At 34.8% G+C, this 15,144-nt stretch carries 16 protein-coding genes, 1 tRNA gene and 1 riboswitch; of the genes, 8 read left to right on the plus strand and 9 right to left on the minus strand.

Features of this window, described 5'->3' with window-relative positions:
* Position 1 precedes the first annotated feature (1 nt).
* Positions 2-409: a CBS domain-containing protein gene (locus COD11_RS21505; protein ID WP_098798957.1), complete on the plus strand. Its 408-nt coding sequence runs from the start codon at positions 2-4 to the stop codon at positions 407-409.
* Between the two features lie 24 nt (positions 410-433).
* The gene (locus tag COD11_RS21510; protein ID WP_098798958.1) at positions 434-853 is read left to right on the plus strand and encodes a hypothetical protein; all 420 of its coding nucleotides are present in this window, start codon (positions 434-436) and stop codon (positions 851-853) included.
* A 58-nt stretch (positions 854-911) separates the two neighbouring features.
* Here COD11_RS21510 and COD11_RS21515 read toward each other — a convergent pair.
* The 3 genes from COD11_RS21515 to COD11_RS21525 all read right to left on the minus strand — a co-directional run bounded on the left by COD11_RS21515 (position 912) and on the right by COD11_RS21525 (position 1,804).
* Positions 912-984: transfer RNA gene (locus COD11_RS21515), tRNA-Ala, on the minus strand.
* 103 nt (positions 985-1,087) lie between these two features.
* Positions 1,088-1,456 (minus strand): DUF2188 domain-containing protein, encoded by a 369-nt coding sequence (locus COD11_RS21520; RefSeq protein ID WP_098798959.1) that lies wholly within the window; start codon positions 1,454-1,456, stop codon positions 1,088-1,090.
* A 60-nt stretch (positions 1,457-1,516) separates the two neighbouring features.
* Positions 1,517-1,804 carry a thiamine-binding protein gene (locus tag COD11_RS21525; RefSeq protein WP_098798960.1) on the minus strand — a complete coding sequence of 96 codons (288 nt, stop codon included), beginning with the start codon at positions 1,802-1,804 and terminating at the stop codon, positions 1,517-1,519.
* 164 nt (positions 1,805-1,968) lie between these two features.
* Between COD11_RS21525 and COD11_RS21530 the strand changes: the two genes are divergently transcribed.
* Genes COD11_RS21530 through COD11_RS21540 form a run of 3 tightly spaced genes read left to right on the plus strand, consistent with a single transcriptional unit; the run spans position 1,969 to position 6,459 of the window.
* Positions 1,969-3,696: an ABC transporter ATP-binding protein gene (locus COD11_RS21530; protein WP_098798961.1), complete on the plus strand. Its 1,728-nt coding sequence runs from the start codon at positions 1,969-1,971 to the stop codon at positions 3,694-3,696.
* The gene (locus tag COD11_RS21535) at positions 3,693-5,537 is read left to right on the plus strand and encodes an ABC transporter ATP-binding protein (protein ID WP_098798962.1); all 1,845 of its coding nucleotides are present in this window, start codon (positions 3,693-3,695) and stop codon (positions 5,535-5,537) included. Before COD11_RS21530 ends, COD11_RS21535 begins: the two co-directional genes overlap by 4 nt.
* A gap of 43 nt (positions 5,538-5,580) precedes the next feature.
* The gene (locus COD11_RS21540) at positions 5,581-6,459 is read left to right on the plus strand and encodes an SMP-30/gluconolactonase/LRE family protein (protein WP_255301668.1); all 879 of its coding nucleotides are present in this window, start codon (positions 5,581-5,583) and stop codon (positions 6,457-6,459) included.
* Positions 6,460-6,563: 104 nt separating this feature from the next.
* Here the strand turns inward: COD11_RS21540 and COD11_RS21545 are convergent, their stop codons facing one another.
* Complete coding sequence (locus tag COD11_RS21545) at positions 6,564-7,976, minus strand: protoporphyrinogen oxidase (RefSeq protein ID WP_098798964.1); 1,413 nt, start codon at positions 7,974-7,976, stop codon at positions 6,564-6,566.
* A gap of 219 nt (positions 7,977-8,195) precedes the next feature.
* Here COD11_RS21545 and COD11_RS21550 point away from each other — a divergent pair, with 219 nt between their 5' ends.
* A complete protein-coding gene (locus COD11_RS21550; protein ID WP_098798965.1) occupies positions 8,196-8,933 on the plus strand; it encodes a hypothetical protein in 738 nt (245 codons plus the stop codon).
* A 36-nt stretch (positions 8,934-8,969) separates the two neighbouring features.
* Here the strand turns inward: COD11_RS21550 and COD11_RS21555 are convergent, their stop codons facing one another.
* A complete protein-coding gene (locus tag COD11_RS21555) occupies positions 8,970-10,292 on the minus strand; it encodes a GDSL-type esterase/lipase family protein (RefSeq protein ID WP_176551193.1) in 1,323 nt (440 codons plus the stop codon).
* Positions 10,293-10,312: 20 nt separating this feature from the next.
* Positions 10,313-10,813 carry a DinB family protein gene (locus COD11_RS21560; RefSeq protein ID WP_098798967.1) on the minus strand — a complete coding sequence of 167 codons (501 nt, stop codon included), beginning with the start codon at positions 10,811-10,813 and terminating at the stop codon, positions 10,313-10,315.
* A 175-nt stretch (positions 10,814-10,988) separates the two neighbouring features.
* On the opposite strand from COD11_RS21560, the gene COD11_RS21565 reads away from it, so the two are divergent.
* Complete coding sequence (locus COD11_RS21565) at positions 10,989-11,897, plus strand: DMT family transporter (protein WP_255301669.1); 909 nt, start codon at positions 10,989-10,991, stop codon at positions 11,895-11,897.
* Here the strand turns inward: COD11_RS21565 and COD11_RS21570 are convergent.
* The 3 genes from COD11_RS21570 to thiT all read right to left on the minus strand — a co-directional run bounded on the left by COD11_RS21570 (position 11,894) and on the right by thiT (position 14,138).
* On the minus strand, positions 11,894-12,799 hold the full coding sequence (locus COD11_RS21570) for a peptidase MA family metallohydrolase (protein WP_141549724.1): 906 nt from the start codon (positions 12,797-12,799) through the stop codon (positions 11,894-11,896). The two genes, COD11_RS21565 and COD11_RS21570, sit on opposite strands and share 4 nt — an antisense overlap.
* A gap of 366 nt (positions 12,800-13,165) precedes the next feature.
* On the minus strand, positions 13,166-13,354 hold the full coding sequence (locus tag COD11_RS21575; protein ID WP_098798970.1) for a hypothetical protein: 189 nt from the start codon (positions 13,352-13,354) through the stop codon (positions 13,166-13,168).
* A gap of 211 nt (positions 13,355-13,565) precedes the next feature.
* The gene (gene thiT / locus COD11_RS21580) at positions 13,566-14,138 is read right to left on the minus strand and encodes an energy-coupled thiamine transporter ThiT (RefSeq protein WP_098798971.1); all 573 of its coding nucleotides are present in this window, start codon (positions 14,136-14,138) and stop codon (positions 13,566-13,568) included.
* Between the two features lie 102 nt (positions 14,139-14,240).
* A riboswitch (TPP riboswitch) is annotated at positions 14,241-14,343 on the minus strand.
* A 142-nt stretch (positions 14,344-14,485) separates the two neighbouring features.
* Between thiT and COD11_RS21585 the strand changes: the two genes are divergently transcribed.
* Positions 14,486-15,115, plus strand: a complete 630-nt coding sequence (locus COD11_RS21585) for a hypothetical protein (protein ID WP_098798972.1) — start codon at positions 14,486-14,488, stop codon at positions 15,113-15,115.
* Positions 15,116-15,144 lie beyond the last annotated feature (29 nt).

Here is a 15,144-nt window from a genome sequence, read left to right on the forward strand (position 1 = left end):
CTTGAATATTGCTTTTTTTTTGATCCCGAAGAGAGAGGTAGCATATGTGAAATATGAATCGACCATGAGGCAGGCGTTAGAAAAGATGGAGTTTCATCGATATTCCTCTGTTCCGTTATTAAATTGTAATGGGCAGTATGTTGGTACTCTAACTGAAGGAGACCTTCTATGGAAAATAAAAAACACTCCTCATTTAACCTTTGAAAATACCAATAAAGTATGGATAAAGGACGTACCACTTCATATTCAAAATGAACCAATCCATATAGATGCCGAGATGGAAGATATTATTTCTAAATCGATGGTGCAAAATTTTGTTCCTGTAATAGATGATCAGAATATATTTATTGGGATAATTAGGCGACGGGAGATTATTGAATACTGTGCCAAGAAGCCTGTAGCAGTCTAATTTTATAATAAGGGGCTGTTAAAAATGAGTGAAGCTAACCAATTTACACCAACATATAACCTTGTTTGTTTATCTGATACCGAAGAAATAAGTTATTGCTGCAGAATGAATAATAAACAATCTAATTCTAAGATTATTTATTTAACAACAAATAAGAGAGTGAAAACAACCCTTGAAGAAGAAGGTGTGCAATCAATATTTCTAATAAAACCAAATCAAAAAATAAGCATTCCGTTTCAGGAACATATTAAACAATCCTTTATCTTTGAACACGGGTTATTATCAACAAGTTTACTTCTTCAATTTTTGAATGTTCATGTTAGTTGTCCAATTACGGTATTAACAAACAGTCACTATTATCCTATAGAAATGTATCAAAAGCTTGGGGCTAACCATGTGAAATATTTGGAATTAGAAGAGGATGTAAACTATTTATTTATGTGATAGATGAACCTTGTTAATAAAACAGTAAAAACCCTTGATTCTCAAGGGTTTTGGTAGATGGAGCATAGGGGGCTCGAACCCCTGACCTCTACGCTGCCAGCGTAGCGCTCTCCCAGCTGAGCTAATGCCCCGTGATTAAATGAGTTTATAGCAGTTATTTTACACGGCTTCATAAAATTTGACAAGAAAAAAATAACGGCTTTAATGAGAGGAAAGCCGTTATTAATTGTCGGGTTAACTCCCTGTATTTTTCATTTCCTCAATCGTCCCATCCTGCCTATGAATGACCAATTGAGCGTCTTTCTTTTTCATATAATCTTGTCCTTTATCAAGTGCTTGTGCTTTTGTTTGGAACACCTTAGTCACTTTTTCGGCATTTTCTTTTTTTAGTGCCCACTCACCATTGTGTGGGACAATGTGATAAGTAACATCACTGGAATTTGAATTCATCATTTTCTCAGCCTGAGATATTCCAATAGAGATAGCTCTTCCTTCTTCGTACCCATCTCCGACTAATGCATTTGCTACTTCTATCGCTTTATTTCTAGTAGACTCATTTAAGTTTTTCATTGAATCTGGAAAATCATTTTTAGTCCAAACCATTAAGAATGACACACCTTTCTAATAATAGTTTTGTAGGTTCTTTTACCACAGTGATTTCTACTAATTAACATGAGTCATTTTATCTTCAATTGAAATGCCATCAGGTTTATAGTGTAGCTTAATATTTGTTAGTACTTCTGTTGCGCCCATGTGAATTCCTACTTGTTGTAGCGTTTTAATTAAGAGCATAATGTTATCAAAGTTTCCTTCAACAACTGTCTCCATAGGTCCAATTTTGTACTTTAATCCTGATTCTTTCACAACTTCTACCATCTTTGGGATTACACCGTCTGTGTTCATATCTTTACCATTAGGAAGAACTTGAAATCCTGCAGTTACTGTTGACATCATCATTCTCCTTTCTAGCTTTATTATTTCTATACCTTATTCATAGTTGATATAAACATCAGACTAGAATTAAGTGGCAAAGTTTATATCTAAACGTTTCATTAAGTTAACTATAATCGCTATAATAGTATGAGGAGTAAAATAAATTGAAATGAGGTGACGAGATGATTGAAATGCTAAAATACCTCAAACCTTATCGAGTGAAGTTGACTTTTGTTATTTTGTTTTCAATGGCTGCGATATTATTTGAGTTATATTTGCCAACCTTAATGGCTGAAATAGTGGACGTTGGGATTGTTAATCGTGATGTTCCGTTTATCCTGCAAACAGGTGCTTTGATGCTTGGATGTTCACTGATGGCTATTTTATTAATGGTTGGAGTAAGTTACTTTGCTTCTAAAGTATCGCTGGGTTTTGGAAGGGATATGCGTAGAACGATGTTTGTACATACAGAGCATTTTTCACTAGATGAATATGAAAAGTTTGGCTCAGCTTCCTTAATTACTAGAACGACAAATGATGTAAAGGTTGTCCAAGATGTTATTAATATGATGCAGAGAATGATGACCAGAGCACCATTAATGTTGATTGGTGGAGTTATTCTTGCCGTGTCCCGGGATAAGTATTTGTCACTCGTTTTTCTAGCTGCTCTACCAGTTTTAGCTTTGATTATTTTTCTTGTGGCAAGAAAGGCAATTCCATTGTTTTCAGCTTTACAGAATAAAACAGATCGACTAACTCTTATTTTAAGGGAGGCTTTAACAGGGGTAAGAGTTGTTAGAGCATTTAATAGAGGAGATCATGAGAGAAAACGCTTTAATGCAGCAAATGAAGATTTTCAAGATACAGGAATAAAAGTTGGCAAGTTAATGGCTTTTATGTTTCCGATCATGTTAATTATTATGAATTTTACCAATATCGCCATAGTTTGGTTTGGGGCTATTAGGATCGATAACGGAGATATGCAAGTTGGTAATCTATTAGCATTCATTCAATACGCCGCGATGATCTTAATGTCATTAATTATGCTTTCAATGGCTTTTATTATGATTCCGCGTGCTCAAGTATCAGCTAAACGTTTAACAGAGGTATTATCAACTAAACCAACAATAAAAGATCCTGAAAGAGAAGATAAAAGCTTTCCAACCAAAGGAATCATTGAATTTAAAGATGTAACATTTCGCTATGAAGGAGCGGAAAGACCAGTACTTGAAGAGATCACTTTTACAGCAAAACCTGGTGAAACAACTGCAATTATCGGAAGTACAGGTGCAGGTAAAACAACGTTGCTGCAGCTAATTCCTCGTTTTTATGATGTGGAAAGCGGAGAAATTCTCATTGATGGACAAAATATACAATCCTTTAAGCAAAGTGCACTTCGCAAGCAGATTGGCTATGTTCCACAAAAAGCTACGCTGTTTAGTGGGACGATTGCGGAAAACTTATCGTTTGGTAAAGAAGATGCATCAGAAGAGGAGATGTATGCTGCTTTAAGAACCGCTCAAGCAATTGATTTTGTTGAAAAAAGAGATCAAGGGATACATAGTAAGTTAGAACAAGCAGGTGTAAATCTCTCTGGAGGACAAAAACAGCGATTATCTATTGCTAGGTCACTAGTGAGAAAGCCTAAAATTTATTTATTTGATGACAGCTTTTCGGCATTGGATTATAAAACAGATCGTTTGCTTCGACATGAATTAAAGAAAGAAACAGGAGATGCAACAATGATAATTGTGGCTCAACGTGTTAACACGGTAAAAGATGCTGAAAAAATCATTGTTCTAAATGATGGGAAGATTGTCGGAGTTGGCACTCATCAAAAGTTATTACAAGAAAATAAAGTTTATCAAGAAATCGTAGCTTCTCAAGAGGATGGGGAGGTGAGTGCATGAGTGACAATAAGCGACGTGGCGGACCTCCTGTAGGTGGAGGTATGAGACACGGCCCCGGAATGGTTGTCGAAAAACCAAAGGATTTCAAAAAAACGTTTAAAAGACTCGTAGGTTATTTAAAGCCTTGGAAAAACCGAATGATTCTTGTTGCGATCGCGGCTATTTTTTCTACTTTGTTTAATGTAATTAGTCCGAAATTATTGGGAGATGCAACTTCTTCTATTTTTGATAGTTTTACTTCCGGTTCTTCTGTGGACTTTGCTTTTATTTCAAGGATTTTATTACTTTTAATTGGTTTATATCTTTTATCATCACTTTTCTCTTATGCACAACAATATATTATGGCTTCTGTTTCACAGCGAACGGTTGCTCAGCTTCGAAGGGAAGTAAATGAGAAATTATCACGGTTGCCTCTTAAGTATTTTGACAAGCACTCTCATGGTGATTTGTTAAGTAGAGCTGTAAATGATATTGATAACATTAATACATCCCTACAACAGGCACTAACACAAGTAATCAACTCTTTTATCTCCATTATTGGGATCATTATCATGATGCTTGTTATTAGTCCTCTTCTAACATTAGTTGTAGTAGTTACCATTCCACTTAGTTTAACGGTTGCGCGTTTTGTGACGAAGTTTTCACAAAAACACTTTGTTAAGCAGCAGGAAGAGCTTGGCAACATCAACGGTCATATTGAAGAAATGTTTACCGGACATCAGGTGGTAAAGGCATTTGGTCATGAAAATAAGTCAATTGCAACCTTTGATTCAATCAATGATCGGCTATATGAATCAAGCTGGAGAGCTCAGTTTATTTCTGGATTAATGATGCCGTTAATGAGTTTTGTTGGGAATATTGGATTTATTATTGTAGCTATTTCAGGTGGCTTGCTTGTTATTAATGGAAGTATTCGAGTTGGAGATGTTCAAGCTTTTATTCAATATACACAGCAAATCTCTCAACCCTTAGCTCAGGCTGCGGGAATTGCTAATATGATTCAAGTTGCCATAGCTTCAGCAGAACGAGTGTTTCAACTGTTGGACGAAGAAGAGGAAAAACAGGAAGAGGATGCTGCCCTTAAAGTATCCGAGCTTAAAGGACGTGTTATCTTTGATGCCGTACGTTTCGGGTATGAGAAAAATCAGCCAATTATTAATGATGTAAGTCTTGAGGTACAAGAAGGTCAAACTGTTGCCATCGTAGGTCCCACTGGTGCGGGCAAAACGACAATTGTCAATCTTTTAATGAGATTTTATGAATTGGATGGAGGGTCTATTAAAATTGACGGTGTTAGTTTGACTGATATGAGTAAGGAGCAGGTTCGAAGTTTATTTGCAATGGTGCTGCAGGACACCTGGTTATTTAGTGGAACCATTCGGGAAAATATTGCTTACGGAAATGAACATGCCGCAAATGAAGAGATTGAGGAAGCTGCAAGAAATGCCTATGCTGATGATTTTATCCGAACATTACCTGACGGCTATGAAACGATGCTAGGAGAAGACGCTACAAATTTATCACAAGGACAACGACAGCTTCTCACAATAGCACGAGCCATTTTAGCAAAACCAAAGATTCTTTTACTTGATGAAGCAACGAGCAGTGTTGATACAAGGACAGAAATGAAAATTCAGCAGGCGATGACAAAACTTTTGGAAGGAAGAACAAGCTTTGTGATTGCACATCGGTTATCTACCATCCGTGATGCCGATCTTATTCTCGTCATGAATCAAGGAGATATTATAGAAAAAGGAACACATGAGGAGCTTCTTGAAAAAGGAGGTTTTTATGCTGATTTACATCAGAGTCAGTTTACTGAAAATGAATCAGCTTCATAAAAGATAGGCCATGAAATAGGTAATGGGAGAGGGAGGAAGAAAAGTGAGTTATATTGTTGATTTAGTAGTGGATCAAAAGGCTGCTCTAGGGGAAGGACCTCATTGGAATGGAGAAGAGCATGTATTATATTGGGTTGATATTATGGGGAAAAGGCTTCATTGTTATGATACTAAAACGAAAGAGAATAAGACATTTACATTTCATCAGTATGTAGGAGCAGCAGTACCAGCACAGCCAGGAAAAATGCTTTTAGCTATGCATGATGGAATTTATCGTTTTGATTTAAAGACTGAGGAACTACTATTAGTTGCAAACCCAGAAGAAAATCAACCTAATATACGATTTAATGATGGTAAATGTGACAGCTCCGGTCGCTTCTACATAGGAACAATGGCTTTAAATATCGAGAAAGGAAAAGGGTCATTGTATCGTTTGGATCCGTCTGGAAAAATACATAAAATTCTTTCTTCAGTGACAATATCGAATGGTTTAGCATGGAGTCCTGATGAACAGTTTATGTATTATATTGATACTCCTACTGGGGAAGTGGCGGTCTTCTCTTATGATAAACTAACTGGGAATATTAGTAGTAAGAAGACATCTGTTGTTATTCCGAATGAAATGGGTTCACCAGATGGTATGACAATTGATTCAGACGGGATGATTTGGGTAGCACATTGGGATGGTTCGAGAGTTACACAATGGAATCCTTATACAGGAAAACAGTTAGATGAAATTGTAGTTCCTGTTAAACATGTTACTTCGTGCACATTTGGTGGAGAACATTTAGATGAGCTGTATATCACAACAGCTCGACAAGGATTAAGTAAAGAAGAGCTGGAAAAATATCCATTGTCTGGGGGGCTTTTTAAAGTGAAAACAAAAGCAAAGGGCATGAAGGGATATGGCTACAAAGGATAATTCATTAAGATGTATTGGCTCATGACTTACTAAGTAATTGGTTAGCTAAGAGTATAAAAATGCAAAAGCAGGGGAGTTTACCCTGCTTTTCATCGTTTATAAAATTATAACGAGGCACTTGCGCTATTGTTCTTAAGTTGATGAACAATTTTCTCCGCGGTTTCTTTTCCATTTTTGATACAGGCACCAATACCAACTCCAAAATAAGAGGCACCAGCTATAAATACATTTGGTGTATGTTCCGCTAATTTCTCTCCAAGTGAAGTGATTGCCTGGTTATGTTCAAGATGATAATTTGGCATAAGCTCATTCCAGTTAGTCACTTCGACAACTTCTGGTTTTTCCGTTATGTTAAGACTTTTTTGAATATCACCCAAGGCAGTCTCAATTATTTCTTCTCTATTCATTTTTTTTATTTTTTCATAAGCAGGATTAGAGCTTTTATAGAAAAGACGAACAAGTAATCTTTGTTTTTCTGAAGTATGGGCCCATTTTCTACTCGTCCAAGTACATGCATCACAAAGTAAATCACTATTTTCTGTTACGATAAAGCCAGTACCGTTTGCGGGAAGCTGTTGATCAGGAACATCAAATCCAAGATAAACACTGATGAGTGATGAGTTTTTCAATTTATTAAATTCCTGGTCAAGCTCTTTAATCGTTAATAATTTCTGTGCTGCATCGTGCGGAGTCGCCAAAACAACATAGTCAGCTTTAATTGAATCATGCTGATCAAAGGATAATTCATAGCCATCTTGTACCTGTTTAAGGGTTTCTGTTTTTATGCCTTTTAAAATGAGAGTATCTGATAACTGATCCTCAAGTTGATCAATGATTGTAGATAGTCCACCTTGAAATGATAGGAATTTTTTATTATTTGCTGAAAGGAATTTTTTTTTGTTTTTGGACATTCCTCGTATAATACTGCCGTATTGATTTTTATATTCTAATAGATATGGAAGAGTTGAAGCCATTGTGAGTTCATCTAGTTTTCCGGAATAAACACCTGAAAGAACAGGGGAAATTTGATCTTCAACTAATTCTTTGCCCAAAAAAGCTTCTAAGAAAGCTCCAATCGAACTATCACTAGTAAATTTCTCGTTTTTCTTCACAAAATCTTTTAGAGCGATTATTTTACCCTTTGGTGAGATTAATGTGCTGTTAAATAATGACCCAATACTTGTTGGAATCCCGAAAACAGAGTCTGCTGGTATTGGTTTTAATGTGTTTTTAGAATAAATATACGAAATACCTGTTTCGTTATAAACTACCTTATCTTCTAGTTGTAAATCATGTATAAGAGGTATTACTCCTTCATTTCTTGCAACAATAGAGTCAGCACCTGTTTCCATAATAAAATCCCCGTTTTTAACAGATTTTATCTTTCCTCCTAAGTACTTGTTTTGTTCTACAAGGATACAATTTATATTTAAATTTTGTTCTTTCTTAAGCTTTTGCAAATAAAACATGGCGGTAAGACCTGTTATTCCACCACCTATGACAACAACTGTTTTCATCGATCTTTCACTCCTAACTCTAAAAGCACACAAATTATATAAATACACCTAATCATAATCATTATATATGTTATTACCTTACGTCACATAATTCTTTCATACTCGTTCAAAAAGATGAAACATAATAGTAACAATTTATTCAAGATTTTTGGACACTCTATGAAGGAAGCGGAAAATGGTGAATACTTTTTTCAATCTATACTTAATGGAGGTAGAAAAATGAAAAGAAAAATGGTTACATACGTACTAACTGGAGCACTTGCTATGGGAATAATTGGGACAAGTCCTGCTTTAGCTGAGAAGGGACCAGGGGAAGGGCACCCTCACCACAAGATGAATCGTGATTTTTTAGAAAAAAGAGCAGAAGAGTTAGGAATTGAAGCAGAAGGAAAAGAAACTGAACAATTAGCTAAAGAAGTACATGAAGCAAAAATTATCGAAAAAGCAAAAGAAATGGGAATAGAAACGGAAGGAAAAGAAGTAGAAGAAGTTGCAAAAGAATTAAGAGAAACTCACATTATGAACAAAGCAAAAGAGTTGGGAATTAAGACAGATGGAAAAGACATGGAGGATATTGCGAATGAAATTAGAGAAACCCTCATTATGAATAAAGCTAAAGAGCTGAATATTGATACAGAGGGGAAAACTCTAGATGAACTAGGCAAGGAAGTTTTTGAGGTTGGCATAAAGAATGAAGCAAAAAAATTAGGGATTGAAACAGAAGGTAAGGATATGAAGCAGCTTGCAAGAGAGGTTATTGATAAGAAAACGTTACAAACTGCTAAGAAGTTAGGAATTGATGCAAAAGATAAAACAACTCAACAACTTATGGAGGAAATCTTTACAAATTACAAAGATGAAGCGAAAAAACAAAAGCTTTTTCCTTTTGATGAAGAAAGAGATTTTCATTTTATGAGACATAAAGAGGAACATCCTAAACAGAAAGGTTCAGAGTAAAAATAAGTACCCCGTAAGTGGGGTACTTTATTTCATTTATTGCTTTACCCTTGATTTTCGTAGTCTTTGATTAAATAAGACTCCCCCACCTATTCCTATGAAACAAAGGCCAGTTAGTAAAATGTTGTACATAGAAGTGGCTGTATCTGGTAGAGCATGTCCACTTTTCACCATTGTTTGCTTTGGTTTTTCCACCTTTGGAGCTTCATCTTGAGTTTCTTTTTCAGGTTGCTCTGTAGGGGCTTGATCTTCATCTTCATTTGTATCACTTGGAGGTTCTTCTTCCTCTGGTTGTTCAACGTCAACTGGAGGCTCCTCATCTTCTATCGGATCTTCAACTTTAGGAGTGATATTTGAGATTTCAATCGTACTAATACTTTCTCCTAAAGCAGTTTTTACATAAATGGTATAAACACCATTCTCAGTAACAGTAAAGGAGTTGTTTTCTACGAGATTTCCCTCGTTTACAAAATCAGATGCAGTTTTTTCTCCAGAAAGCCATTTGATTTCTATAGTATGTTCAATTTTTTCAAGTGTAATGGAAACAGGTTCTGCTGTTTCTTCCTCAGTAGACAAGATTGGGTTTATCATAATTGGGTTTAATTCATTAAGCCGATTTGTTGCAAGCAGAGCTAACGCTTGTTGACCGGAAATCGTTGGATGAATATCTCCTGGTATGATGTAGTCCTGTTGCTTACCATTAAAAGCAGAATAGGCATCAAGATATTGTACACCTTGTTGGGCTGCTATTGTTGAATATACCTTGCTGTTTACACTGTTCGTAATCATTTCACCTAACATATGTATACTTCCGTAGATTGGATCATTCATACCGAATGGGTTATATAACGAATATAATAAAATTGGTGCATCTGTTTGTCCTTTTATAAGAGTAATGATTTCTGTTATATTGTTGTATACTTGAGCAGTCGCAGCTGCAACCTTTTGTTGAAGCGCTTCTGGATCAACGGGCTGCTGATTCTCTATAATTTTACTTAGTTCAATTGCTTGTAACAGGTCATTTGCTCCAATACTTAATGTGACAGTTTCAGCTTGTTGGAGCTTTTGTTGGGATTCTTCCGTTTTTATGGCTTCAAGGAGCTGAGTTGAAGTCCATCCAGGATAGCTGACATTTAAAACCTCTGTATTTCCGTTACCTATTAGAAATGGGAAAGCATTTTCCGATTGAACAGGAGGAGTCTGTGGTTGTTCCAAATTCCACCCAAATGTAATGGAGTCACCAAGAGAAACAACTGTTAATGTTTCTTCCTGTTCGGCTGCAGTTACAGTTGTCGATAATAATAAAGTTAATGCAGTGAAAATAACAAGAATTAGTGATTGTTTTTTATATTTATTCAATTGCTGTATCCCCCTAGTCATTAAACGCTTTCATTTGTGATAAACTGTTTTATTTCGAAAATTTGTGCTAGATGTCTTTGTTCATGATAACCAACAAATTCAATCCATTGTTTAATCGATAAAATTGGGAAAACAGGGTGTTTAAATCCTCGTGTTGTAAGGTCCTGCTCTGGAGGTATAGAATCAATAAGTTGTAGGAGTTGATTTCGAGATTGAGACAGAGCTTGTAAAATGTCGTTTTTATTTACTACAATTGCTGGAGTAATCGCTGCTGGTGCCATTCTTTTTGTGGAACGATCTAATGTTAGCTTAAGTGGTTGATCTGGAAGAGGTTCTTGCTCTGGTAAGGTTAACATGTACTTTATAGCTTTCGTAATCTCCACCTCAGTTTTATGTAGGTGTTCAAGAACTTGTCCAACACTCCATGTTTGTTCGTTTTCTCTATCATTAAATAAATGTTCTGGAATGTCATCAACAGTATGTAGAATTTCTTGACGTATATTTTCAAGTTGAATGATCATTGTACTCCTCCTTGAGTTAGTATTTTTTCATACAAAAAAAATAAATATGAAATTAATACTATTATACTACAAAGATTTTCCAACTCTATTATGAATTCTTCTACAAATTTCGCAACTATTCTATTACGTTTCATGGTAGAATATTGTAGGTTTTTGAATGATAGGAGGAACGACTTTGAACTCTCCGCGCTTTTTTCCTTATGCAGCTCTGGTTGTTGGTGTACTTTCTGTTTCAACTTCAGCTATTTTTGTAAAGATAACATCAGCTCCTGCTCCGGTTATTGCTTTTTATCGATTGTTTTTTGCGACGATTCTTATTGCGCCAATATTTCTAATCAAACATCGCTCAGAATTGAAGGTCTTATCAAAAGTAGATTGGTTATATTCAACGATAGCCGGTGTATTTTTAGCTTTTCATTTCATTCTTTGGTTTGAATCGTTAAACTATACATCAGTCGCTAGTTCTGTAGTTTTAGTAACTCTTCAACCGTTGTTTGCGTTTGTGGGAACATATTTGTTTTTTAAAGAAAAAGTTTCAAAGATGGCTTTGTGTAGTGGAATTCTCGCTATCACTGGGAGTATGATCATTAGTTGGGGCGATTTTAAAATAAGTGGTCTTGCTTTGTTTGGGGATATTCTTTCTTTAGTAGCATGTGCAATGATTACCGCATATTTGCTCTTTGGACAGGGAATTAGAAAAAGACACTCGCTTACTTTATATACATTCATTGTATATGGAATTAGCTCGTTAACTCTATTACTCTATTGTTTAATCTTACAATATCCCTTAGGTCCTTATCCGACATCAGACTGGTATAATTTTATTTTATTAGCCATTATTCCAACATTACTCGGACACTCATTATTCAATTGGTCTTTAAAATGGGTTAGCACAAATACAATATCCGTGATGATTTTGTTCGAGCCAGTTGGTTCAATAATCCTTGCATATTTCTTTTTAGGAGAAAAAATGATTCCATCTCAAGTAGTGGGAGGAAGTATTATTATGGTTGGGATTATGCTTTTTGTATTAGAAAAACAAATAAAAAAATACATGCGCAAAGAACTAAAGCCTGCCAGCTAATGCTGGAGGCTTTCATTTTTTGTTTGGAGTGATTGATTCTCTTCTTTAATATACTGTGATTGTAAATCTTCTATGGTAATACCAGTTGCTTTAGTAAATCCCTCATTAAAATCATTAGTTTTTGCCGTTTCTATAATGATTGATTTAAGAATTGATTCTCCGAATTGATCAACGAGATACTTAATTGCATAATAACTTTGCAAATAAACATCATAATCTTCTAGACGATATTTTTCCCAGTCTTTATGTGTCACAAGATGGGAAAATGAGGTTTCTTGAAAGGGATAATAGCGATGTGCAACGTTATACATACCAACATACTCTGCAACTCCCTCATGAAACCATAGAGGAATTCTATAGACGTAAAGTTCTTGCTCTTTAATATAAGCTTGTAATCGATAGTGAGTATATTCGTGTAAAATGGTGCTTTGGAAATAAAATGATTGTGGCATTTGATTTGAGACGATATCTGATAAGTCCGTTATGGCAATCCCGACAATATCATTCGGATCGTCAAAGTAGCCCATAGTCTGAACTAAGGAGGTTTTTTCATAAAGATCTTCTATAGAAGAATGAAGAATAAGATCAATCTCGTTATCGTGGACATCACCCAAAAGATTTGTTGTAAGTTCATCAGCACGATTTAGAACATCCTCTATAATTGGGATTAGCTCTTTCTCATGTGTTTCATAATAAATCATTACATTTTTGTATGAGCTCACCATTTTATCCTTCTTCATCGCTTGATAATCTGCAATGGTTACTTTATTTGATTGAAAAGGTATTAAATAAAGCTGGTACTTCTCCTCAAGTGTTAAATTTCCTCCCAACTCACTAGATATCATAAGATTGATGGAAAAAAAGTAGATGGAAAAAAAGAAAGTGAATGTTGTAATGATCATAAAAGAAACAATGCCACTCCGCCCTTTAAAAAACCAAAAGGTAAATGTCTTTTTCAAAGTTATCAAAATATAGACAAAGAAACAGAATAAAGCAAAAGATGTTAATGTCATAATGATGCTGAAAGCAAAACTGACTTTAATGTGAAAAAATAAATGGAAACAAACAAAACATACAAATAGTAAAATAAGAGTAAAGCTGGAGTATATAAGGTTTTTACATACCAATTTAAATGTCTCCAAAGCAACCTCCTGCAAAGGTGAATCTTTATTGATATTTATGAAGCAGGAGTGGTAAAAATGACGTTTGAAGGTAAGGACGTGCATAAGATTTTTCAAAAAAACTCGCCGTTTGACGAGTTTTTAAAATTAAGATGAAATGTAGAAAATCGAACATAAGTAAGCAAAGGTAAAACCTAAAGGAATGCTAAATATTAAAGACAAGCCTTGAACAGGACCCTCTTCATTACTAATTCGAATTGCCTCTTTATAGCCATAAGAGAAATGAAATAGTGATAGAAATAATGTTAATAATATAATTCCATAAGATATAGTCATCTCTTTTTCCTCCGTTTATAAATCTATTATTTCTATTAATAGATGCCGAAAGAATTGAAAATATGAATGTTTTTCTACAAAGTAGAATTTATTCGTGCGGAGAGATAAGGTAATAAGGGGTTTCATAGAGTTAATAGTGTTTACTATGATGATTACTAATTATTTATGAAAAATAGAAAAACCTTGGCGAGGGGCCAAGGTTTTGTTAGAGTTATTTTCTTATTATTAATCTAGGAGAAGTTACTAATAGTAAACTAACAACAATTGCAGAAACGATCATTGTTGGAATCATATAAGAAGCATTATAAACAATAGAGTATGTTAGTACAGGAGTACCTTCAGGTGCGAACGACGCAAAAAATGCAACACCCGCAACAACATGTGCGACCATTCTTAGTAAGCTTCCAAGTAATGCCCCAAGTGTTATATAAAGAATCGCTAATTTTTTACTATTATTTTGAAAAGCGTTTTGAATCTGCTTGAAGAAGACTCCACTAAACCCAACAACAGTAAATGCCAGGTAGTAATCAAGAAACCCTTGAACAGGATGGACAATATAAGGATTACCAAGAACAGCTTGTAAAAGGCCTAGTAACAAACCAGTTAGAAGTCCTCCTTTTATTCCCCAACGATAAGCAATGATAAAAATTGGGATCATGCCCAGTGAAATGGAACCGCCCTGTGGTAACTTACCAATAACACTTGATAATAAATCAAGTAAAAAGGCCAGTGAAGCTAACATTGCAACTTCGATTAAAAATAATAAACGTTGATTTCCTCGCAAACTAATTACCTCTCTTTTACATCAAACCAAAAGGCAACCTTATTTTAGCCTCAAAATAAAAAAGCAATGATTGGAATGATCATATAATCCAAGCATTACTTTAAACATGATCTTCCACATCCCTACACTAGTATTAACTAACAGGTTCAAAGGGTTAGAATGGTAAACATTCAATCTCAGCTTAAAGGCTCCCCTTGTGGTTTAAGTATTTATTTTAGTCATTACTATACAGGATCTCTGTGCTTACTACAACTATAAATATAGAATAAATAAGAGTTTAGTCTACAGTGTAATGAAAGGTGAGAATAAAACATATAATTCATCAGAATTGTCCAAGAGGTGAATGTATGGGTATTAAAAAACTATTCAACTTTAAAAATCCAGCACTAATAAAACAAATGAAAGTAGCAAAAATAGAAAGACAATACGGTGGTATTATTCATCAATTAGAACTTGATGATTTTTGGGATAGTCTTCAAAGTTATGAAAGAGCATTTATTAGAAATTGTATAAAGTGGTCCTTTGGAGGAAGGATTCAGCCTAAGGATTTAGATCACCCTGACAGTCATGCCAAAACAAAAAGAAGTGATTGTGGTTTTTTATTAGGAAATGTTTCTTGGGCTTTTGAATCAAAGGAATATCTTCTTGCTGAAAAATTATTAATTGAAATCATTAACCGTACGAAGCGTCCTTTTATTTTGCACCGTGCCCACCAGGAATTAGTTAAAATGTATTATGCTCAAAGTGAGGAAGATGATAAAATACTATATAAATGTAAAGAACTCTGTGAATATCATATTGAGTTAGCACCTTTAATACTCACAGAAGCATTAAAGAAAGATATTACCCCCCCTGAAATTTTAGCATTTAAATTATTAAAGGATATTTTAGATAAAGAAGGTAAATTAAAAGAGCGCGAGAATATATCTTTGCTTGAAGAACAATATTATAGAGGGGCAATGAATGAAGGTGGCTGATTGTCATCTTTTTTATTTTTTAAGCTATG

Origin of the sequence: Bacillus sp. AFS040349 (genome assembly GCF_002577655.1) — a bacterium.
In the GTDB taxonomy this organism is placed as follows: Bacteria; Bacillota; Bacilli; order Bacillales; family Bacillaceae; genus Metabacillus.